Genomic DNA, 23258 nt, shown 5'->3' with positions numbered 1-23258 from the left:
TTACTCATCTGGCTTTGAAGATGATATAACAGGTATTGCCTCTTCCAGATTGAGTCCTATTTCGTCCTGTGTCAGTTTCCTTCCGATGCTTCTCTCGTAGAAATCAATTATTCTCTTCTTTTCTTCCATTGTGTATTCCCTGAAGTATTTGTCTCTCTTCAGTATTTTTCCAGTTCTCTCTTCGTAGACTTTTGCAGGTACTGAGTATTTTCTCTGTGTTGCATCTCTGTACAGCTCAGGTATGACGTTAAATGCACAGAATGGTACAACTCTTCCATCTGGCATTGCATAGTGGATATCGCATCTTTCTACCCTGTCAACATCGTATGTGTATGGATCCATGAAATGCATAAATCCTATGAACATTGACTTGTAATGGAAAGCTTTCAATCCATGATAATCTCCCTCTGTGAATGCATTGTATACCATATCCTTCAGGTTGAAATCTGTTGGAGCTTTTTCATAGTCCACGAATTTCTTCAGATTTGCGAGCAATTTTGTTACGGATGATATCTTTCTCACAGTCTTTATTGATGAGCCCTTTATGTCATCTGCCAGTTCGCCTATGTACTCAAACATTCCCCTAACGTCAATGAACCTTGTTATGGGTATGACTTTGTCACCCTCTTTGAAAATGTATGTTCCCATTCCGCAGGCAAAGTGTATTGAAAGTTTGTACATATCCTTTCCTTTCAGCTGTTCAACGAAGTTTGAAATTTTTGTTGTTGAAGGAACTGTAAAGAAATCCTCTCTTCCTATCATTCCATCTGTCTGCTGTTCAATCTTTTTAATGCATCCTGGTATTGTAACTCTCTGTTTTTCCCTCATCCTGTCAGGCATCCTACCAACAAGACTTACTGGCTGGAAGTTTACTGCTCTGACCACATCTATATTTGAAAGACCAAACCTTATTATGTCTCCAAGGTAGTTATCATTTATTCCTCCTATGACGGTTGGAACAAGTACTACACCCAATGGAGCATTCTTATAGTTCTCAAGAGCAGCTGGTATTTCCCAGAAGTTCTTTGGATTTGATCTTGGAGTTGGACCATCAAAGCTGGTATATATTACATTTGAACCTGCAGCCCTTATCTTTTTTGGGAAGTCTGGGTCAAAGGCAGACCTTACACTGTTTGTGTTCAATTGTATGTGGTCATAACCCTCTTCCTTTGCAATTTTTATTATGTCTATGATATCGTCCCTTATCGCCGGCTCTCCTCCAGTTATCTGAACCGCATTTGCCCCTACAGGTTTTTCATTTCTCATTCTTCTTAGCATCATTCTTACCTGATCCTGTGAAGGCTCGTATATTGGTTCATTTTCCTTGGCATAGAAGAAACAGTACCAGCATGATAGATCACATCTGTTTGTAACAACTACGTTACCAAGACCAGTGTGTGATTTGTGCTTGACACAAAGACCACAGTGAGTTGGACAGACTATCTTGGATTCCAAATAGGCAACATGTGGGTTCAATATTCTAACTCCGCCATCCTGCCACTTCTTTGCTTCCTGGTACATTTCATAGTCTTCCCAGTATTTCTCTCTTGTTATACCGTGCTCTGCACATTCTTTTATTAACTTAACTTCTCCACCGTTCTCATAAACAATTGCGGGAATTCTCATCTGATCAAATTTTTCATCATCCACACATATGGGGCACAAACTTTCTGTTACTCTTATTAACATCATATCCTCGTTTATAAGGTGTCCCATTGCCTCTACAAACTCCTCAACACTTTTAAAAGGCGCGTTCTTGCTTATCTCGAAATCAGACGCAAACCTGATTTCAGGATACTTGTTTTTTACCTCCATCGCAATCATTTTTTTACACCTAAGTAATTGATAAGACTTGGTATATTAAAAGATTTTTGTAGTGATTAAAACTAATTTTTTAACAGATTTATTCACTAATATGTTATCTTATTTGCTAAAATTAAGTTCTTTTTTAATATTTTATGTCGCAAATGGAATTAATGAATGGTATAACCCGTCATAAGTATATATATTGACATACAATCATGTGCTAAGGTATGCCAGATGTCATCCACGGTAAGAATTACGGTTAGGATAGATGAGGATGATTTGAAAAAATTGGAAAATATAGTGAGGGAGGATGGAAAATACACTCTATCAGATGTGGTGAGAGATGCTTTAAGAGAATACATTCAAAGGAGAGAATCCTTGGGAAGTGGGAGGAGAGTAGAGCTGGACATACCTGAAAAAGTTAAGGGCCAGTTGAATAAAATGGTAAATGATGGGGAGGCTCTGAATCTTGAGGAGATGATAAGGTTTATACTTAGGGAGTACTTGAAAAATAAGATTGAAGGCTCTGATATTAAAAAGGATTCTGAAAAGGGTGAGAACTAATTGGTTGTATTAAGAGTTGAAAAAGAAAGGCTTTTAGAGAAAGATTTAAAACTTGATGACCTGGAAAAATTCTCAAGAGTTATAGGTTTTTCAATTGAAAATGATGAAGAAATTAAAATTGAGCTTAATCCTGACAGGCCTGATCTTTATTCAGTTGACAGCATAATTGAACAGATGAATATTTATTCAAAAGGTGTGAGTGAATACGGTCACATAAAAATTAAAAAATTTCAATATGAAAAACCAGAACGAAGACCCTATTTTGCCTTTTTCAAAGTTGAAAACGTAAAAATTGATCAGAATGATTTTCTTGAATATTGCGACAGAATAAGTGAGAATAGTGGAAGATCAAGAAAGGGATTTGCAATAGGGGTTCATGATCTTGACCATGTTAATTTTCCCATAAAGTATGGATATGCAAATCAGAATGAAAAATTCAGAACGTTTGATGACCTAACTGGTAAAATATCAGATCTAGTAAGGGAGCATGAAAAAGGAAAAATGTATGCCAGTGATAATGATCTGAAAAAACCATTAGCAGTTATGGACAGCACAGGCATTATTTCAGTGCCACCTCTATTCAATTCATACAGAACCAGGGTGAATGGTGAAACAAAAAGCTTTCTTGTGGACATAACTGCTGAAGATGAACACTATCTCAGGATTGGAATTTCATTGACAGCTTTTTACTTTCTAAGAAAAAAAGTAGATATTAGCTTATACACGGAATTTAAAAAATTTAACGAGATGAAAATAAAATTTAATGAAATGGATCTTAATGGAATTATTGGTGGCACTGTCAAAAATACTGAATTTCATCTAAAGAGAATGGGATATATTCTTCATGAAGGATATGTTACAGTACCTCTGGGAAGGGTGGATGTAATGGGCCCCATAGACATTTATGAGGATGTATTTAAGTCAGCAGGTCTTGACTTTATTCCTGAAATAGTCCCAAAAAAATATTTGGAGGGAAAGCCCGAAATTCACAATCAGATAAGAAGAAATTTGAGATCATACCTCCTATCACTTAATCTGCAGGAAGTTATGACATTTGTTTTACAGGGAAATAAAGAAAATAATAGAAGCGGATATGAAATATTGAATCCAAAAAGCGAGGATTATTCTTCAATAAGAACAGATTTCATTGACAATCATTTAAAACTGCTCTCAATCAATAAAAAAAATCCTTACCCTCAGAAGATTTTCGAAATAGGTGATGTTATGAGAGAGGGCAAACAGGTAATGTCTCTGGCAATTACAATAGCAGGGGAGGGTTCATCTTACTCAAAAATAAAGGGTTATCTTGATTCCACTTTATATGGATTGTCAATCAAAAATTATAAAATAGAAAAAGGGAGAGTGGAATTTCTTATTGAGGGGAGAGCTGGATATATTAATGTGAATGGAAAATTTGCAGGATACATTGGTGAAGTTGATCCACTAAAACTTCAATCAAGTTATATAGATATGCCAGTCTCATACCTATTTCTTATGCTTGACGAAATTTTACTTTAAAAATTTTAATGATCAAAGTTTATCTTAGATTTTGATGGATCACGACATAGGAGACTAACCCTGCTCTCTTTCCTGCCCGCAGTCAGTTCATATCCTGTGAGATCAGATAATTTCCTTGAAAAATCCATTATTTCTTCGTGTGATGGCATGTTCTTCTCCGATAGTCTTGCTATGGACTGTCCAACATGAACGTATCCCTTTGATTCGATAAAATCCGGGCTCGCCATTTTATCCATCTGAGCATACTCTTCTAAATATGGCATGTTAACATCCTTCACAAGTGTGTGTCTTATGACCTTTCTGGTGTTAAGAGATGGTAAAAGAGCCAGTGTTTTTTGGAAGTTTTCCCATGCATTCCCAATTACCGGATTTAAAAGCTCGTTGAAAATTAACTTATTTGGTCCTGCAGTTGTGACATAAAGTTGTGTTGGCAGAGGATCCAGATTTTCAAGAACCATCGGTAATGTTCCGTTTGTAACCAAAAATGTTGAGAACCCTCTCTTGTGAGCCAGCTCTATGAACTCCCCAAGCCTTGTATAAAGGGTGGGTTCACCGGTTAGTGATATGGCAATATGTCTTGGATGGGTTGCCTCTTCCCATTTTTCCTTTGTAACCTTTGGATTTCCCTTGAAACCTGATATAAGTTTTAGGTGTGCTTTTATGCTCTCCTCAAGTATAAATTCCGGATCGTCCTCATCCGATATTCTCATACTGTCAAAGCCATTAAACCTCCAGCAAAATGAGCAGTTTTCAGTGCAGGAATTTAAAGCCGGAGTCATCTGTATGCACTGATGAGAGTGAATCCCATAAAAAGTACCTTTATAACAAGAGGGGCCTCCAGTCAGCTCACTCTTTGTCCAATGACAAACTTTTACCGCTGAATGTTTTCCAACTAAACCGTAGTGTTGTTTTTTGTATACTTCCTGATATTTGTTTGCGACCTGTTTCTGCATTTATAAACAAAAGAGTAAACGGTTATTTAAACATTCATCAACCAGTGGTTGTTTTAGGTAATTTTATTATCATAATTGTATTTTGAATGTATGAGCAATGGAAGTCTTTGGCTTGAGGTTGATCCAGGGGAGAACATCCCTGATGAGTTCTATGCCATAATAGAAACACCGAAAGGTAGTAGAAATAAATATGAGATAAACAAGGATGGACCAGGTATAATTCTGGACAGGGTACTTCACTCCAGTGTGGTTTATCCCCTTGATTATGGGCTTATACCAAGAACTTATTATTCTGACGGAGACCCCATGGATGTACTTGTTATAACAAGTTTTCCTTTAAGTCCTGGAGTTATAGTGAAGGTAAGACCTGTAGGCATGATGAAAATGATAGACGGTGGAGACAGGGATAATAAAATATTGTGTGTTGCTTCAAAGGACCCAAACAATTCTGAAATAAAAGAGCTGAGGGATGTAAACAAGCATTTGCTTGATGAGATAAAGAATTTCTTTGAAACCTATAAGATCCTGGAGGGCAAAAAAACATCTGTGGAAGGTTGGGAAAACGCTGAAAAAGCTAAAGAGGAGATCAGACTTTCCATGAAAATGTTCAATGAAAAATTTGAAAAATAAATTTTTTATAAACTTATAATATTTTGATTCTTGAATATTCACTAAGTATTATTGATGCAAGAAAGATTATACCTATGAATGAGTTTGAATTGAAAAAAGAAGCTTTTGTTCTTGTTGTATCTTTTTCAGAGATAATGAGGTGCTGATATACAATGAGAATTGAAATTATTACAAATGCAACATCATAGTATATTGAATTAAATGAAATTATCATCAACCCGAACAACAATATTGTGAATGCATGTGTTATATCGCTTATTATAAGTCCCTTTCTAATTCCATAAATTGACATTACTGTTTTCAAACCGTTAATTCTGTCAACTTCAACATCCTGTATTGTATATATCATGTCAAATCCAGCGATCCATGTGCCCGTTGCTAGTACAAGGTAATAGATTTCAGGATTTAAAGGAAAATGAGGGGTAACTGCCAGGTAACCTGCCATAACCCCAACTCCTATTGTAAGACCCATGAAAAAATGTCTCCACTGTGTGTATCTTTTCAGTACTGGATCTATCAAAAATAAAATTATGACTACAGGTGAAAGCAGTAACACAAGATTGTTTATGAAAAATACATCAATCTCAAAAAGAAATATAAGGAATGCTGTTAAGATTAAAGTGTTTCGTAATGAAATACTGTTATTTACAAGAGCCCAGTTCTTTTTTCTTGGATTTATTATATCATATTTTCTACCAAGAATTCTGTTAATTGACATTCCCGCAGCTCTTGCAAGTGAGCCGGCAAATAATACAAGAATAAGTTCTTTGATTCCCGGGAACCCATTGGCAGCAATGAAAGATCCGCTCACAATAAATGGAAGATCAAAAATAGTATGTTCGATCTTTATGAATTCAGCGAAATCCTTCACTCTTTTAGTCTTTCCATAATTTTTTTCACTTTGTCTTCCACGGTCTGATTCATCTTCAATGTATCCGGCCATATCCTATCATATCCCTCCGATTTCCATTTTTTTGTAGCATCAATACCCATCTTTGATCCGAAGTTGAATATTGGTGATGCGTGATCAAGACTATCTGTGTGTGTCCCCTTTATAATAACCACATCCCTGTCTGGATCAATTCTGGTAGTCATTGCCCATATAACCTGTTTTCTATCATGAACATTAATATCATCATCCACAACCACTACAATTTTTGAAAACATAAGTTGGCCGGTCCCCCATATTGAAAACATAACCTTCTTTGCATGTCCAGGATACCTCTTTTTAATTGACACCACCACCATGTTATGAAAAACGGCCTCTTCCATTGTATTCATATCCACAATTTCAGGTATTTGTAATTTTATGAGGGGAAGGAAAAGCCTCTCTACAGCCTTTCCCATTATTACATCTTCATGCCACAATTTACCCACAATTGTGGTTGGATATACTGGTTTTTTCTTCATTAGAACCTTTTTAACATGAAATACTGGGAATTCCTCTTCCAATGAATAATATCCTGTGTGATCACCAAAAGGACCCTCCAACCTTGATTCGGAAGGATCAACATAACCCTCCAGAACGATTTCTGAATTTTCTGGATAATATAGATCGTTAGTCTTACCCTTTATTAAATCCATTCTCTCTTTCGAAATTAAACCCCAGAATGAGAATTCGTCAAGAGGGTCTGGAAGTGGAGCAATTGCTGAAAAAATTGTAAGTGGATCTGTCCCTAGAGTCACAGCAACTGGCATTATTGTTCCATGTTCAGAATGTTCCTGAAATTGCTTTGAACCGTCCTTATGGATCTGCCAATGCATACCCAAGGTTTCATCGTCATAGTACTGTAAACGATACATACCTGCATTCCTTCTCCCTGTTACAGGGTCCTTTGTTATTACAACTGGAAGTGTTACATAGGGAGCCTTATCTTCAGGCCAGGTTGTACATATTGGTAATTTTGAAAGCTCCACCTTTTTCATTTCTGTTTCCATGGTATTCTTATCGTGGAATTTTGGCCTTATTCCAGATAACTGTCTAAGAAGTTCAAGACCCTTTCCAATGAATGATTCTGATTGATCGGGGGGCTTTATAAGTTCCCTTAGAGCTGAGCCGATTCTTGATGGGTCCTCCCCCAGAATATCAGACATCTTATCCCATCTGGAATATATGTTTCCAATAACAGGAATGTCAGACCCTTTGGGATGTGAAAAAAGAATTGTTCTCCCTTTTCCTATTCTTTCTTCTTCGCTTAAAATCCAGGTTAATTCTAGGTTCCTATCTGTTTCATCATCTAACTGTATGTAATCCTTTTTCCTTTTTCTGTCTTCAATGTAGTCCTTAATATCGTTATATACCATAAGTGGTAATTAAAAAAAAGTGTTTATTGTTTTGTTAAAAAAAGTTTTATTTTGTTTATTTTTTCCTGAATATTATTGTTACTGCTGCACCTACTGCTATTCCACCAACCGCTGCAATAATTATTTCTATTATTGTAAGTGTACCAGATACTGTTTGTGTGGAGAAGTTTACATTTATGGTGTCATTTCCAGTAAGAATCAGTGAGCCTGAGGATGTTGTTGTTAGATATCCAGTTTCATTGTTTACCAAGTAAGTGATTGAAGTTCCGTATGGCAACATCACAGAAATACTGTCTGTTGTGCTGTTGTATGTATTTCCGTTAATCACCACTGTCCAGTTTGTTCCAGATACCAGACCTGACTCTACTATTGTGAAGGAATACATTAACTGAGTAAATTTAACAGAAACCGATGAACTTCCCCTTACATTTACAGTACCAGATGACACTGACATACCATATCCAGTAACAGGCATTATTGAATATGAATAGCTTCCATTGGTGACATTTGTGAATGTTATTGTTGACCCACCTGAAGACATTGTCATTCCATTGAGTGTTACTGACCACTTTGTTCCGGATGGTAATCCTTTTTCCATGAATGTAAGGTTGTATTCTTTCATATATGTTAGAACAACAACTTTACTCTCATTTAAGGTTACTGTACCCATGTTCATTCCAGAGTAACCTGGGACATTCATACCCACGTAAGTGTAATAGCCATTCACAACTGTTTCACAGACAGAACTGGTGCTGGATTGGAGATCAACACCGTTAACCTCAACCGACCACATTGTTCCTGATTTTAATCCTTTCTCCATAAACTCCAAATTAGACGTGAATGGTTGTGCAAAATAAGTATCACCAGATTTTAGTGATGTTGTATTGATCATTGATACAGAGCATTGTTGGTATCCTTGATCATTCACTAGTAATGTGAAATAATACATTGCTGAAGAGGTCGTGTTTATAATTGGAAGATCAAAATAGTTTCCTGAACCTTCGTATTTGATTTCCAAGCCCAAATAGGACACATAAACTTCATTTTGGATGTTTTCAGGTGTTGAAAGTGTGAAATTAAATCCGGGCATCTCCATAATATTTTTTGCTGTAGTAGCCATTGTACCATAATCATTGTAAGATCCACTTCCTTCGTAATTCCAGAAATAATCACTGAAGAATGAATTACCCATGTATGTTGAATTAGGATCACGGACAGGTATTTGAGTCAAGAAGTGTGAATATGATATATTATCGTATCCAGAGCACATGAACAGACCTTCCAGATTTGGTCCATTGTAGAATGAATTGAAGATTGGGTTTAAAAGTGAAACGTTCATTACAAATGCAGCATCAATAAATGTAACATTTGTTATGTTCACATACCCTCTCTGATTTGCAGGATTTTCAAGGAATATTGAGTTTCCAAAAGATATGAATTCACTGTTCATTATGTTAATCCTTGATGAATTCCACTCTGTGAGTGTGCCCTCTACATAGCCAGCCTGATTTGATGAATACCATGAGAATGCCCTTGCGTTATCTACAATAACATTGGAGGAGTTGTATATCCAGAAATTAAGTCCGTTAAAAGTAGGAAGCTGCAAACCAAAATTTTGATCTAAAAATGCAATATCCAAATTATAATATCCCTGATAAGATACTGGCATTGAGAAGTTTGCTATTTTCACATGCATGGAAGTGCCATTTAAGAATACCCCTGTGAATATGGGGAAAAGATAATCATTGAACTGGCCAAATATTGGGTTAATATTAATACTACATGCATTTATAACATAAGGGGAGGACAAAGTACCTGAACCTGAAATAGCAATAGATCCTAATTGTGAATTATTAAAGGCATATATTGGAGTGTAAACTCCCATACTCACGTTCTTCACATAATTAAGTGCCAGTGACATTGTTGTGTAATTCAACTCTGCACTTATTGGATCGTAATAATTGTCAAGAGCCTCCACGTAATAGGTAGAATTTGGCAGGTAGAAGGATATCTTGTTATGTAAAATTGGTATGTAATCCCAGAGGTATAAACTTAAAAACGTCTCGTTCAAAATCTTCTCGTTCGGAGATACAAAGACGAAACCATTGTCATTGCTTACTGATATGGTGTATTTTTCAGTCATATTTTCTGTTGAATTCCATAGACCATACACCATTGAAGGTCCTGTTTGGAGATATGCTGTGTTTCCCTCGTAGTGCACATTCACACCTGTAGATGTTTCCCCTGTCTCAGAGCCTATATCATAAGCCTCCGGAACATTCATGTAACCTTTTGTTGTCATATTGTAATATTTAAGGTTGAACGTTCCATTGATGCCAAAGACTGTGGCTGTGCTTCCACCACCTGGGCCACCTATCATGATTTCAGCATCATATGGTATGCCAACTGGCGTGAGTGTATTACCACTTACGAAATATGTTAATGGTGCTGCTTTATATGAAATTGATGACGACTGATTTACGAAGTTGTTGAAAATGGCTGTTTCATAATTTCCAGAGTGCATGACTCCGCCAACTACATATGAATAATTAAAGAAAACTGTCTGTCTACCATAACAGAGGGATGTGTTTAGATATAGATTAAGTACAAGGTGAGGACTTGCATACACTGTTGGTCCTATATTGATCAATGTTGTGCTTGATACACTTGGTGTAGATGAGTAGTAAAATGTGCCCGGTTCAACAACTGCACTTGATGATGAAAAGTTCCATATATTATCTACAAATGTAAGCTGGTGTGTCCTTGCTGAATAATCAACAACATTCTGTGTCCAGAATACATAACCTGTTTTATTCAATATTTCAACGTTGTTCAGAATTGCGTTCAGCTGGAATGTTACTGTATTTGGAGCAAGATCTGCAAGATTTGTTGTTTCAAGATTGCTAATATTTATACTTGCCTCAAATGATGAGGTTGTTGAATTCTTTGTTAAAGTTTTTCCACTGACATTATAAAGATTATAAAAGCCAATTCCCATTGGAGCAGGAGAAGTAATATAGCCAAGTGTGATCGCATTGTTCACAACCTTGCTTGCTGGATGAAGATTTGGAACAAAAAGGTATTTCATCGGAACCTTCTGCTCAATTGCATTCTGTATAGCTTCGTAAGCTCCAGTGAGTTTTGAACTCTTTGCAGAGGACAACAATTGAGATGCTGTATTGGTTGACATATCATTTGTTACCGGATGTAACTGAGTATTTACAGATCTATCGCTTGTACCAAAATTATTCATTTGCTGCGAGTTTCCAAAAATAAAAAATGCCCCGGAAATCATCACAGCCACGACAATAATTGCCAAAATAGGCTTGATTTTTCTCATTACCCTGTTATGGTCTTAATTGTATAAAAAGATTATGAACTCAAAATATATTATGCTTGTTCAATAATATAACGGTAAAACCCTAATTTAACAAAACTTTATAAAAAGGAAAGAGAAATATATGAGTTTAAATGATAAAAAATAATTAATCATTTTCTTTTAATAATTCCTGAAAATAGTATCAGGGAAAACATTGTTGCAGTAAACGCAATCAAACCATAGATTGGGCTATCAAATATAAGATGGCCCAATGGATTTTTTGAGGGGTCATATCTGTCCACATGCATTTCATATCTGTCATTGAATTCTATAAGATGAATCCCTTCTCTACGCCCCTGTAAGGAGTGTCTCCAGTCAGATTTTTGGCCTTTTATTTCCCCAACCGATCTTCTGAATAATCCTGAATCTGAGGGATCGGGGACTTTATCATCTTTTTTAAATTCAATCTTGCCCCTTCTTACTGTTTCATCTATCTTTTCCCTCCAGAATTTTTCAGCGTACATTTATATTAAGAATGGATCATTTTTATATAAAATTTTAGAACAATTCTTTTTATTCCCTTAATACTTTAATGTTTATGGAAAAATCCAATATTCTTGTTTCTGGTACAACGGGAAGTATAGGTTCAGAAATTGCAAAGCAGCTGATAAAATCCGGACATTCAGTGTATTCATTATCAAGGGACATAGAAAAAGCTAAAAAAAATATACCAGATGCTGAAGAATTTCTTGTGATTAATAATAAAAAGATGGATGAAATAGTAAATGTTATGAAAAACATAGATTATGTAATTAATGTTACGGGAGCTCCAATATTTGCAAAATGGACAAAGGGTTATGAAAATGAAATAAGGGAGAGCAGGATAGGTGTAGTGAATTACCTCGTTAGTGCTATAGAAAAATCAGAAAAAAAACCAAATGCTTTCATAAATGGTACAGCAGCCGGTTATTATGGTTATGCAAAAAACGTTTCAGTGGATGAAAAATCTCCGCCGGGTAATGATTTTTGGTCTAAACTTGTTTTGGACTGGGAAAATGCTGCAGACAAGGCAAAACAATTGGGTCTAAGAGTTGTGAATGTAAGAACTACACTTGTTTTAATGAAAAATACTGGTGTGCTTGATGTTTTGGTCTCATATTTTAACAAAGGACTTGGAGGGTATGTAAGACCAGGAGATCAAATTTTCCCCTGGATCTCCATAGAGGATGAAGTTGGAATTTTTATAAAAAGTCTTGAAAATGATAATTTTTCAGGACCAATAAATGCTGTTGCAGGTAACATAAGCTCCAAGGAATTCTCAAGAGGTATAGGTGAAGCTCTTGGTAAAAAATCTGGATTGCCTGTTCCAGGATTTATAATTAAAACATTATTTGGACCAGCCAGTGATTTGGTACTAAAAAGCCAGTTTGTAAAATCTTCAAGGATGGATGAACTTGGATACAAAATTAAAAATTCTGATTATTTTGATACTGTGAAAAAAATACTTAATTATTAATTTTCAATATCTTCCTGGCCATACAAAATATTATACATCCTGAAAAATTCTCCATTCTTTTTCATCAGTTCATCCTTGGTTCCATGTTCTATTAATTTTCCATTTTTTAAAACCATTATCCTGTCCACCAGATCTATCATTGTGAATCTGTGAGTTATCAAAATAAGTGTCCTGTTTTTTGAAAATTCTTTAATTGCATTGAAAATCAACCTTTCTGAATATAGGTCTATGCTAGATGTTGGCTCATCCATAATTAAAATGTCTGGATCCCTTATTATTGCCCTTAGGATTGCAACAGCTTGTTTCTGACCCTCTGATAGGTTCCTTCCAAGTTCTCCTGCTTTTGTTTGAAGACCATTTGGGAATTTTTTAAATATTCTATCAAGGCCAAATGTTTTTGCTATCTCGTTTATTTGATCCTCTGAAATTTCTGGATTGCTCAATTTCACATTGTTTATTATGGTATCATTGAAAAGGAAAGGCTCCTGAAGAACAACGGCTACCCTTTGTCTGTATAATTTTGTTTCAACGTTCTTTATATCATTTTCATCAACAAGAAATTTTCCAGCAGTTGGTGTAATAAATTTTAACAAAATGTTTGAAAATGTTGTTTTTCCGGCTCCGGTATGTCCCACTATACCTATTTTCTCACCTTTTGCAATCTCCACATTTATATCATCAAGAGCGTTTCTTCCTCCATATGAGAAACTCATTGAATCTGCAAGATACCCTTTTTTTAACTTTGAGAATTTTTCCTTTCCACCATCAACATCATCATCCTGACTGTTAATAATTCCATACAATCTCCCAACCCCTACTATTGATGATTGATATGAATTGTACAACTGTGAAAGCTGTATAACGGGATCAAAAAATTCCTGAACATACAATATAAATGAAACTAGAATGCCTATGGAGATTAAACCTGATTGAAGCTGGGCAACACCTTCCAATATCACTATAATAATCCCTACAAATTCTAGAATTCTGACGATTGAGCCATAAATGGAGGCGAGTCTTGACGCCTTAATATTTGCTTCCAGGTTGTCGCTGTTTAAAAATTCAAATCGTTTTTCAACAAATTTTTCCACGTTAAAGGCCTTTATGCTTCTTATAGAGTTTATATTCTCGGCCATATTTCCAGTTATTGCAGCGATTGTTCTTCTTGTCCTTAGATAATTCTGTCTAACTTTTCCCTGTAGTGAAAGTGTCAAAATTACTAGAAATGGCAGGACTATGATTGCATACATTGTAAGGTAAGCATTATAATAAATCATAATGGAAATTGAAATTATTATTGTTGCGACACCTGATACTACCTGAGGAATCTGAAAAGTCAAAAAATCTCCAATGGTTTCACCATCATTTGTTATTCTGCTAATAAGAAAACCAGATTTTATATTGCTGAAAAAGGAAATTGGAACCCTCTGAATTTTATTGAATGATTTTTCCCTCAGTTCCTTCACTGTTGATTGGGCTACCTCCGTTGTGCTTATTGCTCTGAAATTGTTGGCTAAAAATTGAATCCCATAAAGTGCCAGAAATACAAATGCGTAAAATATTGCCCCCTTAAGATTTCCATAATCAATCTGATTCACTGAAAAACCCACCATTAATGGGATTAAGGTACTTGCTGCAGCGGTTGTAATGACTGAGATGACAATAATTGCAAAGCCTCTTTTATGAGATACAACATCAGAAATCATTTTTCTAAGAGCTTTTCTCCCCTTTAGTGCTTTAATGTAACGTTCCTCTACCCCCTCATATTTTCTGGCTTCCATATTATTTCATCTCTTCTACAAATTCTATCTGATGTAGTACTCCATCCTTCAACTCATACAATGTGTCTGCATATTTCATTGATGAATAACGAAGTGACACTATTATGACGGTTATACCAACTATTGCCCTCTTTATGTTAGTGAAAATCTTAAGCTCAGTTTCAGCATCTACACTTGAGGTTGCATCATCAAGTATCAGAATGCCAGGTTTTGATGCTATGGCCCTTGCAAGAGTAACCCTCTGTTTCTGGCCCCCGGAGAGTGTTATTCCTCTCTCTCCCACCACGGTCTCATATTTTTCCGGTAAAGATTCTACAAAATCGTCTATTCCGGCGATCCTTGCTGCCTCAATGGCCACTGAATCGGGAATGTCAGATCTCCCAAATTTAATATTTTCCATAATTGTTCCTGAAATCAGATTGCTCTCCTGAGGCACAATTGATACCCTTTTTCGAAGAACACCCAATGGAATTGAGTTTATATCCAAACCACCTATTTTAATTGTTCCAGAACTAGGTTCTATCAATTTTGTAAGCATACCAACCAGTGTGGATTTTCCAGAGCCTGTTTCACCAGTTATACAAACGAACTCCCCCGAATCTACTCTTAAATTAATATCCTTGAGTATAGTTGTCTCTCCTCTCTTATAATTCACAGATTCCATTAAAATATCATTTCCTAATTTAAAATCATCTTTGTCCACAAGAACCTCATCACCACTGTCTGTAAGGACTTCATTTATTCTTCCAATGGCCGCCCTTGCATTTTCTGAGAAAACTATTAGCCTTCCTAGAAAACTTACTGGAAAAGCAACTAGTGTGAATATATTAACTGCACCCACAAGGTTTCCGATTTGGCCATGCAGTATTATATCGTCATAACTTCCCACAATTATTGTTGCAGTTGCTGCTAGCCCAATTATAAATGGCATAAGGTTATTGTAAAATCCCCTGAGATGTGCAACTTCCATGTATTCATTGTAATACCCGTCAGTTGTTTCTTTGAATGATTTTATCTGTTCATTTTCAAGCATATAACTTCTTATTGTTCTCTGACCTGCAATATTTTCTGTTAGTTTTTCGTTCATATGCCCGTAAAGTTCCCTTATATTTCTCCAATGAGTTCTCTGTTTCCTTTGAAACACGATACCAATGAAAATTATGAATGGAAGTGATAAGGCAAAAATTATTGCAAATACATAGTATAGTATTGAAAGGTAGATTATTGCAAATACGATCATGATTATTGTTGGAATCAGAGAAGAAAGAGTGTTCATTATGAAGTTCCTTGAAGCATCAACGTCCATTGTTGTTTTTGACAAAAGATCTCCAGAGACCTGCCCTTCAAAAAACTGATATTTCTTATTGAACATTTTGTTAACCAGTTTTTTCCTTAAATTATAGGCATATACCTGGCTAGTGTACTGAGATCCATAGTTAACTCCGAAGCTCGCAATTGATGAAACCACAGCCATAACAAGAATAAGGTATATTTCAGAGTAAACTGATGAATAATTTGCATTCTTAATACTATCTATAATATCGCCGATTAACACAGGTACTAAAAGCCTTGCCGCTGTAGATACTACAGAAGCTGCAATAATACCATATATAAGCCACTTCCTTCCTTTCAGATAATTGAAAGAAAAGAGGAGAGGGTATATTGGAGATTTAAACCTTTCAGTTAAACTTCTTCCGTTTTTTATCAAATATTTCCGTAATACTTTATTACATAAAAATTATGGTTATTAAGAATCAAGATTAAATATTTTCTAAATAAATTTCAACAAAATGAAAAAATTTTCCCTTTATATACTCAGTAATGAATTGACAAAGTATATTTAATTTATATATTTACGGATTAAAATGGAAAATAATAATGATCTCATAAATAGTAATTCTGAAAAAATGAGTGGGGGAGGTCAGTTAATCCAGGTTATTTCTGCATTTTCAGGATGGTTGATGGACGGATATGTGTCTATAGGATATGCAGTTTATGCCATATTATTGGCTGAGATTTTTGGAATGTCAGATCTTTTAACTTTTCTCGGATTGGTGGTTGGGGCTATTGGCAGGTTTATAGGAGCGACATTGTTAAGCAATTATATTGGAGATGCATTGGGGAGAAAGAAAATGCTTACTTACTCAATATTAGGTTTTTCAATTTCAGCCGCGTTCATATCCCTACTACCTTCAGCCTCGGTTTTATCAACTTATGGAATTTCCCCAATATTTTCAATCATTTTACTTTTCATAGTATTATTCATTGTGGGATTTTTTGCAGGCGCGGAATATTCAGGTGGTGCATCCCTATCCCTTGAATCAGTTAAAGAAAAATACAGAGCCCCAGTAGGTTCTTTTGTACAGAGTGGTTATGGAGTTGGATATTTCCTCCTGCTTCTTGTTGGTGAGGAGATGCAAACCTTCATGGGAACATCTGCTTTTGACAATTATGGCTGGAGAATACTTTTTGCCACCTCCCTTATACCAGGTTTACTTACCCTTATAATCAGGCATTACAGTAGAGAAACACCAATTTTTGAAGAAATTAAACTAAGTGATGAGATAGAGAAAACTCCTGCCTTGAATGCAATATCAAAAAACCCAGGTATTTTTGGTGCAATACTTTTAATTTCAGGTCTTCTTTTAGCAAATACAGTGACCTTATCATTCTATCCAACATTTCTTCCTTCAATGTTCTCAAATCTTTCAAAACCTGTAAACAATTACTACAACGAAATCATAAATCTGATTTCACTTATAGGGGTATGGGTAGGAGGATTCCTGACATTTTACATAGTAAGGAGAAAATTATCCATATCTATATTTTTCATAGTTTTTGTTATTGTTTCAATCATAACTGAAATGATACTACTTTATTTCAATACCCTTATGAACGATGTTTATGCATTTTCCATTCAAAGCTTAGCTGAAGCAGCTATTTTCGCAGCAATACCAGCATATTTGACTGAGATATTTCATAAAGGACATAGGACCTCTGGTGTAGGATTTGTTTATAACCTGGGAGGTATACCAGCAGCTTTTGGAATTTCTGCCATAATATTTTACAATGATTTTATTTACAAAGGAAATACTCACGGATTCATAATAAGCTGGTTTGTAATAATTATAATATCCATAGTGACCATGGGAGCAGGTATATTGCTAAGCAGGGAGACATTTAGTACAAAGATTGATCCAATAAAAGTTTAAATATTATTTGCCTTTTCTTTTTCTATTTGTCTAAATATTTCTTCATATTCTTTTTCAATGTCTGTTTTTCCCTCTTCCATTGAATCTTTGTCACCTATTATATTATCCATTATATATGTCCACTGATTTATTCTCCAGATCTTACCTTTTGGAAGAGTTATTTCCTCTCTTTCTGTTTTAAGTATTCCATTTTCCTCAAGATCGTAGAATGCATCTCTCTCCTGTGAGGAAAGCACATTGTCCAACACATAATCCTCATATCCAAAAAAAGAAAGTATAAAATCGCAGAAAGATTCGACCTCACCTTTACTTAAACCCTTTTTTCCGTATATTCTCTCAAGAGCTAGTAACAAGGTCTCTCTTCTGAGTACCCCCATTTTAATCAACAGAAAATTTATCAATGTTTATTAAACTATCTGGGATTTAAATTCTTAATTTAATTTTAAAAAAACTTTATTATTATTCAAAGATCATGATGGTACAAGTGTATAATATAAAGCAGGAAACCAAACTGGAAGAGGATAGAAATTAATAATTATTAAAAGGGAGATCTCAAGCGCAACAGAAAAATATATTGTTTTTGTGATTGAATATATTGTAATGTAGACAAGCCCGATTGCAAAAGAGTCAAGCATAAATATTGGAAAGTAAATCCCTGGGAATCCCGGTAAACTATTAATAAGAACTGAGAAATAATAAAGAAAATAAAGTATAGTTGCTAAAAATGTTGCCTTACCGCGATCAACATAATTTGAAAGAATTTCTACAGAAATGAAGGCAAAAATTGTTAACTCCACAAATGAAGGGTAAAAGATGGATGAAAGTGAATATGATATTAATGAGTTACCGTATCCAAATACTAGTTCAAGATAAATCCATACAATTAACACAGAGAATAAGAAAATTATACCATATGGCGAAAGGTATGATTTTATCACCTTTTCTTTTTCCATAATATAAAATAAGAGAATTGAAATGATTGGCAAGGGATATAAAATGTAATATGTGATAACTGTGGCATAATCTGGAAATCTGAAAATAAAGAAATTGCACATTATAGCGGCTAAAGGAAAAATAATCATTATCAGAGTGTTTTGTCGCAGAAAATCAGATATATTATCAAGTTTGGCCATTATTATAGTAATATATTTCACATTCATATTTGTACGCTGAGAAATATTACACTTATCAACACAAGAAGAAGAAAAATATTTGAAAAACCAAACAACTTCATGTATTGAAATTCCAGACCTTTTTTAATCATATTCTGGAATGATATAAAGAGCATAATTGCTCCAAATACAATACTTACAATAAAATATAGAATTCCAAGGTTCGTTATAAACACAGACATAATTATGAAAATAAAAAGTACTATTGTGTTTAGAAATATAGCTTTTCTGGTAAAATCTAATGATTTAACAGCTGGAAGCATTGGTACTCCAGCCTTATTATAATCATCACGATACTTAATGGCAAGAGACCAGAAATGTGTTGGAGTCCATAAAAAGACTATTGCAGCTATAATTATTGATCCTGTTGTTATTATATTGCCTGCAGCTGCTGACCCTGCCAAAGCAGGAAATGATCCTGCTATACCACCTATCACTATGTTCCAGGATGTTTTTCTTTTAAGAAACACAGTATACAAAAGGGAATAACTAAGAAAACCGCTAATAATAAAGGTAAGTGAAAGTAAATTAAGGAAAATAACTCCAATGATAATTGAAGTAATAATAAAGAATACCATAGTTGCCAAAATTGAAGTTGAATTTTCTCTTACAATAGATCTATATGATGAAACACGATTCATTTCGGAATCAATATCTCTGTCAAATAAATTGTTAAATAAAGCTGAAGAGAAAGAAGCTAGTGATCCTGATACAAGAAGAGGCAAAAGCAACCATATATGATTTAATGCTCCATTATATGTAAAAAAACCAGCTATTGCAACCATATCAATTAAAAAAGTTATTTCAATTTTGAATAAACTATTAATTTTTTTAAAAGATATTTTTTTGTTCAATTCTATTCACTTTCATAGAGTGTAATCTTTTACTTTTTCAATTGCATTAAATGTATTGGATTCAAGATTATTTAGCAGATTTGAGTGAACTGATGAACTCTTTACCACAGAAGAACTTGTGGAGTTTGAGGTTGCATTGATGAATATATGTCCGACCATAGTTGTTGGATGAACTGTGCACCAATATGTATATTCTCCAGATTTGAAGAATGTGTAATTAGCTTTTGAAACATGACCTGGGGTCTGTGTTATATCACTTGTCGTCAGCAGAGTTAATGTTGAAGATGTTTCATTAGGTCCTGCGTTTATTGTCAATGTGTGAGGCAAATTATCTTCCTCTATTACAGTAAAATTGACCTTAGTACAAACTTGAAAATACATTGTTGGGTTTGTTGGCCCATGATTGTAATCCCATCCACTTGCATCAGCCCAAAGAGTAACGTTATAATAGTGGGTTGGATGGATACCAGTAGGATCAACCAAACCCGCTGATGCTGTTGTTGTTGGGGCTGATATAACAAACAGCAAAGAAAGGGCAGCAAACAATATTATCAAAACACCAAAAATGGCTCCAGCTTTCATTTTTATTCACCTCCTACAGGAGACGGAGTTTTAATGGGAGTTTCTTCTCCCTGAGACAACTCGTCCCCTCCATTCAAATTATATGTGTCCTCCAATACATTTCTTGGTTCAACTGAAGGTTCATGTAGATAGGAAAGTATGAGATTTGCAATGAAGAATAGTTGACCTATTCCTATTATTACTCCTCCAAGAATTGCGGTGTCCTGGTATGCCTGATACCTTGCAAAGTATCCCGCGACATATCGAGGCATTCCTATGAAACCTCCAACCAGCCAACCCATTGACATCAAAAATGAGCCGACTGAAGTAAATACAAAATGCCAGTTGGCTAGTTTCACACTGTAAGTTCTCCCATTTGTAATGGATGGCCATAACATATAAATGGTTGCAAAAGCAACCCCTACTGTTACACCCATGAATATGAAATGGAAGTGACCGGTTACAAAGTATGTACCATGAGCTTGTTCATTACCCAATACCATTGCAAGGTAAACTCCAGCAATTCCACCAATGATGAAGTCAATTATTCCATTTATAACGAATAGCATTGGAGTTGTCAGTCTAATCTTTTCTGAGCTCCAAATTGTGCCTATGTAATTGAATATAGTTATGGCTGAAGGTATTACAACGAGGAATGATGTCATTGAGAAAAACACTGCCCAGTCTTTTCCTAGACCTGAATTCATGAGATGATGTCCCCACACAAGCTCTGAAAATGGAAGCAACAACCCCAAAGCCACGACTCCAGATGAATAACTGAATACCTTTTTACCTGTAAATTTGGGTAATATTTCATATATAAGACCAAATTGTGGTAAAATTGCTATGTATACTATTGGATGACCCCATACCCAGAAAAGTTCCGCAAAACCCAAGGGTGAGGTTCCGCCGTTTATACCAGTAAAGAATATAGGATTGAAAAAATCATAGAATAGAAGAACTAGGCCAGTCATAAAGAATGGTGCAGATGCAAGGAACATTATTAATGTAAACAAAACTGACCACGCAAACAGAGGCATTTTTGAAAGAGGAACGGATTCATCCCTGTCCATTATGATCATCCTGACAACGATTATTGAAGCAATTGTTATTCCTATGAAGATCATTTCCATTCCTATTACAGCCAACCAGTTGTATGCTCCAGCTCCAAATGGATTTAATTGTAGGGCAAGTGGAGGATAGAAATACCATCTTGTTGAAGTTCTCGAGAATAATATAAACAATCCACCAAGTAGATATATCCAGTAGGCGGTTGATGAAATTGATCCATATTTATCTTCCCTCACTTTCAGGAAGGATGGAAGCAGATAATAAGCAAGACCCATGGCACTTCCAACGGCCCACATATATATCATCAGGACAGAATGCTCAGTCGTAAGGATATCATAAAGAACGGTTTTTCCAGAGAATAGAGTGGGGTTCGGCTCAATTAGACTCACTCTCATTATTACTCCAAAAGTACCAGCAATAAAGAAGAATATTATGCTTGTTATCAGGTACCTTATACCTATACTTTTAGCATCATTCAAAATAAAGGCATTAGTACTGAAAAAACTCACTGATTTCTTCTTTTCCCTGAAGTAACTGCCGTAGTCATAATATCCATTTTCATCTGCTACAACGTCCATCTCTGTTTTTATATTAAGATATCTATAATACAAAAAGAACAATATCACGAAAAAAAAGGATAGTATGACTGAAAGCTCAATTAATGTTGTTAATTGTGACATTTTTTTCACCTCACTCACTAACGTATACGTAACCTCTCATAAGATAGTGGTAATATCCGCAGTATTCAACACATTCCATAACAAATGTACCTGCCTTTGTTGGGGTAAATGTTATGGTGTTATTCTGGCCTGGTACAGCATAAATCTGAATGTCAAACTGCGGAATATACAAGTCATGAATAACTGCAAATTGATGTGAACCTGGAATTGATGTTACCACTAGAGTGTATGTGTGACCTACGGTAAGATTTAGTGCATCTGTCTGTGTAACTGTTGTACCATTTGCATTTGTATAAGTAAATTCCCATGCCCATTGATACCCATCAACCGTTATAACAGTAGAGTTGGCAGGTATTCCGGATGTATTTGTCATTTTTTGAGAAATAGAAAAGGAACTGTTGTCCACCGACATTAAGTCTAGGGTGGCAGCACCTATAAGCACCGCAATTACTGCGATTATCCACATAGCTTCTATCTTCTGCTTACTATTCACCTGTAATCCTCCCCCTCGTAATTCCTTGTTCCTTTTTTCACAACAGGGTATAGCAAAAGACTTATTGTGAAAGCTCCAGCTGCTACACCTGCTGCGTATACAGGTGAGGCGTAGGTTGCCTCAAGCTGACCTTGAGTGGTGGCTTCGAAGTTAGTTAGAAAATAGGTAAATAAGAGATCAGCTATGATTCCTATCACCACAGCAACTATAAAAAATTCTGTGATGACTAAAGAATTTTTGTTCATAATGAGTAATTAAGAGAATTTATTAATATTTTACTCAAAAATGGCATTAAAAATAAAATTAATTTCTATACTTTTTCTATAATTTTTACCTTAAGAAAAGTTTCCAGTTTCTTTGCAAGTTTTATATCCGGTTTGATTTTCCCCCTCTCTATTGAATATATTAAGGTTCTCTTTTCTTTTAACTTATCTGCAAGCTCTTCCTGACTAATCCCCATTTTCTCTCTTGTTTCTCTGATTATAATGTTATAATCTGGAACTATCTCCAGAGATTCAATATCTAACTTTTCTGAACTTTTATGTTTATTTTTTAAATTACTTTTTACTTGAGTTGCATTATTAACGGCTGAAACTTTTTTCTGAGGTATAGGTACCTGTTCGCTTTCATAAGAGGTGCGGTATTCTTCAATTGGTGTGCCAAATTTTTCACATTTTGGGCATACTGAAAGTATGGCTCCATCAATCCTTACTTTTCTAGTTTTCGGTACATTCTGACCACACATTTCGCATTCCATAAACAGTTATGTTATTTTCATTATATTAAGATGTGCAGTGAAAAATATGTTTTAGAAACAATTGACC

General features: G+C 35.1%; 21 protein-coding genes. 5 read left to right on the top strand and 16 right to left on the bottom strand.

Going from position 1 to position 23258, the window contains the following annotated elements; translation table 11 throughout:
- Nucleotides 1-1716, bottom strand: a complete 1716-nt coding sequence (gene tes, locus ACNF4Z_RS00280; protein ID WP_458327423.1) for a tetraether lipid synthase Tes — start codon at nucleotides 1714-1716, stop codon at nucleotides 1-3.
- Nucleotides 1717-2040: 324 nt separating this feature from the next.
- Between tes and ACNF4Z_RS00275 the strand changes: the two genes are divergently transcribed.
- Both ACNF4Z_RS00275 and ACNF4Z_RS00270 read left to right on the top strand, forming a co-directional pair.
- Nucleotides 2041-2370 carry a ribbon-helix-helix domain-containing protein gene (locus tag ACNF4Z_RS00275; protein WP_458327238.1) on the top strand — a complete coding sequence of 110 codons (330 nt, stop codon included), beginning with the start codon at nucleotides 2041-2043 and terminating at the stop codon, nucleotides 2368-2370.
- Nucleotides 2371-3888 (top strand): hypothetical protein, encoded by a 1518-nt coding sequence (locus ACNF4Z_RS00270; protein WP_458327237.1) that lies wholly within the window; start codon nucleotides 2371-2373, stop codon nucleotides 3886-3888.
- Between the two features lie 5 nt (nucleotides 3889-3893).
- Here ACNF4Z_RS00270 and twy1 read toward each other — a convergent pair whose 3' ends face one another.
- Complete coding sequence (gene twy1, locus ACNF4Z_RS00265) at nucleotides 3894-4841, bottom strand: 4-demethylwyosine synthase TYW1 (protein WP_458327236.1); 948 nt, start codon at nucleotides 4839-4841, stop codon at nucleotides 3894-3896.
- 90 nt (nucleotides 4842-4931) lie between these two features.
- Here twy1 and ACNF4Z_RS00260 point away from each other — a divergent pair, with 90 nt between their 5' ends.
- Nucleotides 4932-5471, top strand: coding sequence for an inorganic diphosphatase (locus ACNF4Z_RS00260; RefSeq protein WP_458327235.1), 540 nt, complete (start codon nucleotides 4932-4934; stop codon nucleotides 5469-5471).
- Between the two features lie 13 nt (nucleotides 5472-5484).
- Here ACNF4Z_RS00260 and ACNF4Z_RS00255 read toward each other — a convergent pair whose 3' ends face one another.
- The 4 genes from ACNF4Z_RS00255 to ACNF4Z_RS00240 all read right to left on the bottom strand — a co-directional run bounded on the left by ACNF4Z_RS00255 (nucleotide 5485) and on the right by ACNF4Z_RS00240 (nucleotide 11618).
- Nucleotides 5485-6414: a UbiA-like polyprenyltransferase gene (locus ACNF4Z_RS00255; protein ID WP_458327234.1), complete on the bottom strand. Its 930-nt coding sequence runs from the start codon at nucleotides 6412-6414 to the stop codon at nucleotides 5485-5487.
- Complete coding sequence (locus tag ACNF4Z_RS00250; RefSeq protein ID WP_458327233.1) at nucleotides 6339-7775, bottom strand: menaquinone biosynthesis decarboxylase; 1437 nt, start codon at nucleotides 7773-7775, stop codon at nucleotides 6339-6341. The genes ACNF4Z_RS00255 and ACNF4Z_RS00250 overlap by 76 nt, the downstream gene beginning before the upstream one ends.
- Before the next feature lie 55 nt (nucleotides 7776-7830).
- The gene (locus tag ACNF4Z_RS00245; RefSeq protein WP_458327232.1) at nucleotides 7831-11115 is read right to left on the bottom strand and encodes a thermopsin family protease; all 3285 of its coding nucleotides are present in this window, start codon (nucleotides 11113-11115) and stop codon (nucleotides 7831-7833) included.
- Between the two features lie 149 nt (nucleotides 11116-11264).
- A complete protein-coding gene (locus tag ACNF4Z_RS00240) occupies nucleotides 11265-11618 on the bottom strand; it encodes a hypothetical protein (protein WP_458327231.1) in 354 nt (117 codons plus the stop codon).
- Nucleotides 11619-11692: 74 nt separating this feature from the next.
- Between ACNF4Z_RS00240 and ACNF4Z_RS00235 the strand changes: the two genes are divergently transcribed.
- Nucleotides 11693-12610: a TIGR01777 family oxidoreductase gene (locus ACNF4Z_RS00235; RefSeq protein WP_458327230.1), complete on the top strand. Its 918-nt coding sequence runs from the start codon at nucleotides 11693-11695 to the stop codon at nucleotides 12608-12610.
- Here the strand turns inward: ACNF4Z_RS00235 and ACNF4Z_RS00230 are convergent.
- Nucleotides 12607-14391, bottom strand: coding sequence for an ABC transporter ATP-binding protein (locus ACNF4Z_RS00230; RefSeq protein ID WP_458327229.1), 1785 nt, complete (start codon nucleotides 14389-14391; stop codon nucleotides 12607-12609). The genes ACNF4Z_RS00235 and ACNF4Z_RS00230 overlap by 4 nt on opposite strands.
- Before the next feature lies 1 nt (nucleotide 14392).
- Nucleotides 14393-16099: an ABC transporter ATP-binding protein gene (locus ACNF4Z_RS00225; protein ID WP_458327228.1), complete on the bottom strand. Its 1707-nt coding sequence runs from the start codon at nucleotides 16097-16099 to the stop codon at nucleotides 14393-14395.
- 157 nt (nucleotides 16100-16256) lie between these two features.
- Here ACNF4Z_RS00225 and ACNF4Z_RS00220 point away from each other — a divergent pair, with 157 nt between their 5' ends.
- Nucleotides 16257-17603, top strand: a complete 1347-nt coding sequence (locus ACNF4Z_RS00220; RefSeq protein ID WP_458327227.1) for an MFS transporter — start codon at nucleotides 16257-16259, stop codon at nucleotides 17601-17603.
- Here the strand turns inward: ACNF4Z_RS00220 and ACNF4Z_RS00215 are convergent.
- The 8 genes from ACNF4Z_RS00215 to ACNF4Z_RS00180 form a co-directional block, all read right to left on the bottom strand.
- Nucleotides 17600-17980, bottom strand: coding sequence for a DUF6015 family protein (locus ACNF4Z_RS00215; RefSeq protein WP_458327226.1), 381 nt, complete (start codon nucleotides 17978-17980; stop codon nucleotides 17600-17602). The two genes, ACNF4Z_RS00220 and ACNF4Z_RS00215, sit on opposite strands and share 4 nt — an antisense overlap.
- Nucleotides 17981-18073: 93 nt before the next feature.
- Nucleotides 18074-18556 carry a hypothetical protein gene (locus ACNF4Z_RS00210; protein ID WP_458327225.1) on the bottom strand — a complete coding sequence of 161 codons (483 nt, stop codon included), beginning with the start codon at nucleotides 18554-18556 and terminating at the stop codon, nucleotides 18074-18076.
- A 203-nt stretch (nucleotides 18557-18759) separates the two neighbouring features.
- Nucleotides 18760-19629 (bottom strand): heme o synthase, encoded by an 870-nt coding sequence (gene cyoE, locus ACNF4Z_RS00205; protein WP_458327224.1) that lies wholly within the window; start codon nucleotides 19627-19629, stop codon nucleotides 18760-18762.
- A gap of 12 nt (nucleotides 19630-19641) precedes the next feature.
- On the bottom strand, nucleotides 19642-20211 hold the full coding sequence (locus tag ACNF4Z_RS00200; protein WP_458327223.1) for a cupredoxin domain-containing protein: 570 nt from the start codon (nucleotides 20209-20211) through the stop codon (nucleotides 19642-19644).
- 2 nt (nucleotides 20212-20213) lie between these two features.
- A complete protein-coding gene (locus ACNF4Z_RS00195; protein ID WP_458327222.1) occupies nucleotides 20214-21941 on the bottom strand; it encodes a cytochrome c oxidase subunit I in 1728 nt (575 codons plus the stop codon).
- A 10-nt stretch (nucleotides 21942-21951) separates the two neighbouring features.
- Entirely contained in the window at nucleotides 21952-22434 is a 483-nt protein-coding gene (locus ACNF4Z_RS00190; protein WP_458327221.1) for a hypothetical protein, read from the bottom strand.
- A complete protein-coding gene (locus ACNF4Z_RS00185) occupies nucleotides 22431-22679 on the bottom strand; it encodes a hypothetical protein (RefSeq protein WP_458327220.1) in 249 nt (82 codons plus the stop codon). The genes ACNF4Z_RS00190 and ACNF4Z_RS00185 overlap by 4 nt, the downstream gene beginning before the upstream one ends.
- A 65-nt stretch (nucleotides 22680-22744) precedes the next feature.
- On the bottom strand, nucleotides 22745-23179 hold the full coding sequence (locus tag ACNF4Z_RS00180; RefSeq protein WP_458327219.1) for a multiprotein bridging factor aMBF1: 435 nt from the start codon (nucleotides 23177-23179) through the stop codon (nucleotides 22745-22747).
- Nucleotides 23180-23258: the final 79 nt, after the last annotated feature.

This window comes from Caldiplasma sukawensis, assembly GCF_052315375.1.
Lineage (GTDB): Archaea > Thermoplasmatota > Thermoplasmata > Thermoplasmatales > Thermoplasmataceae > Cuniculiplasma.
This window is presented reverse-complemented; position numbering and strand designations above follow the sequence as displayed.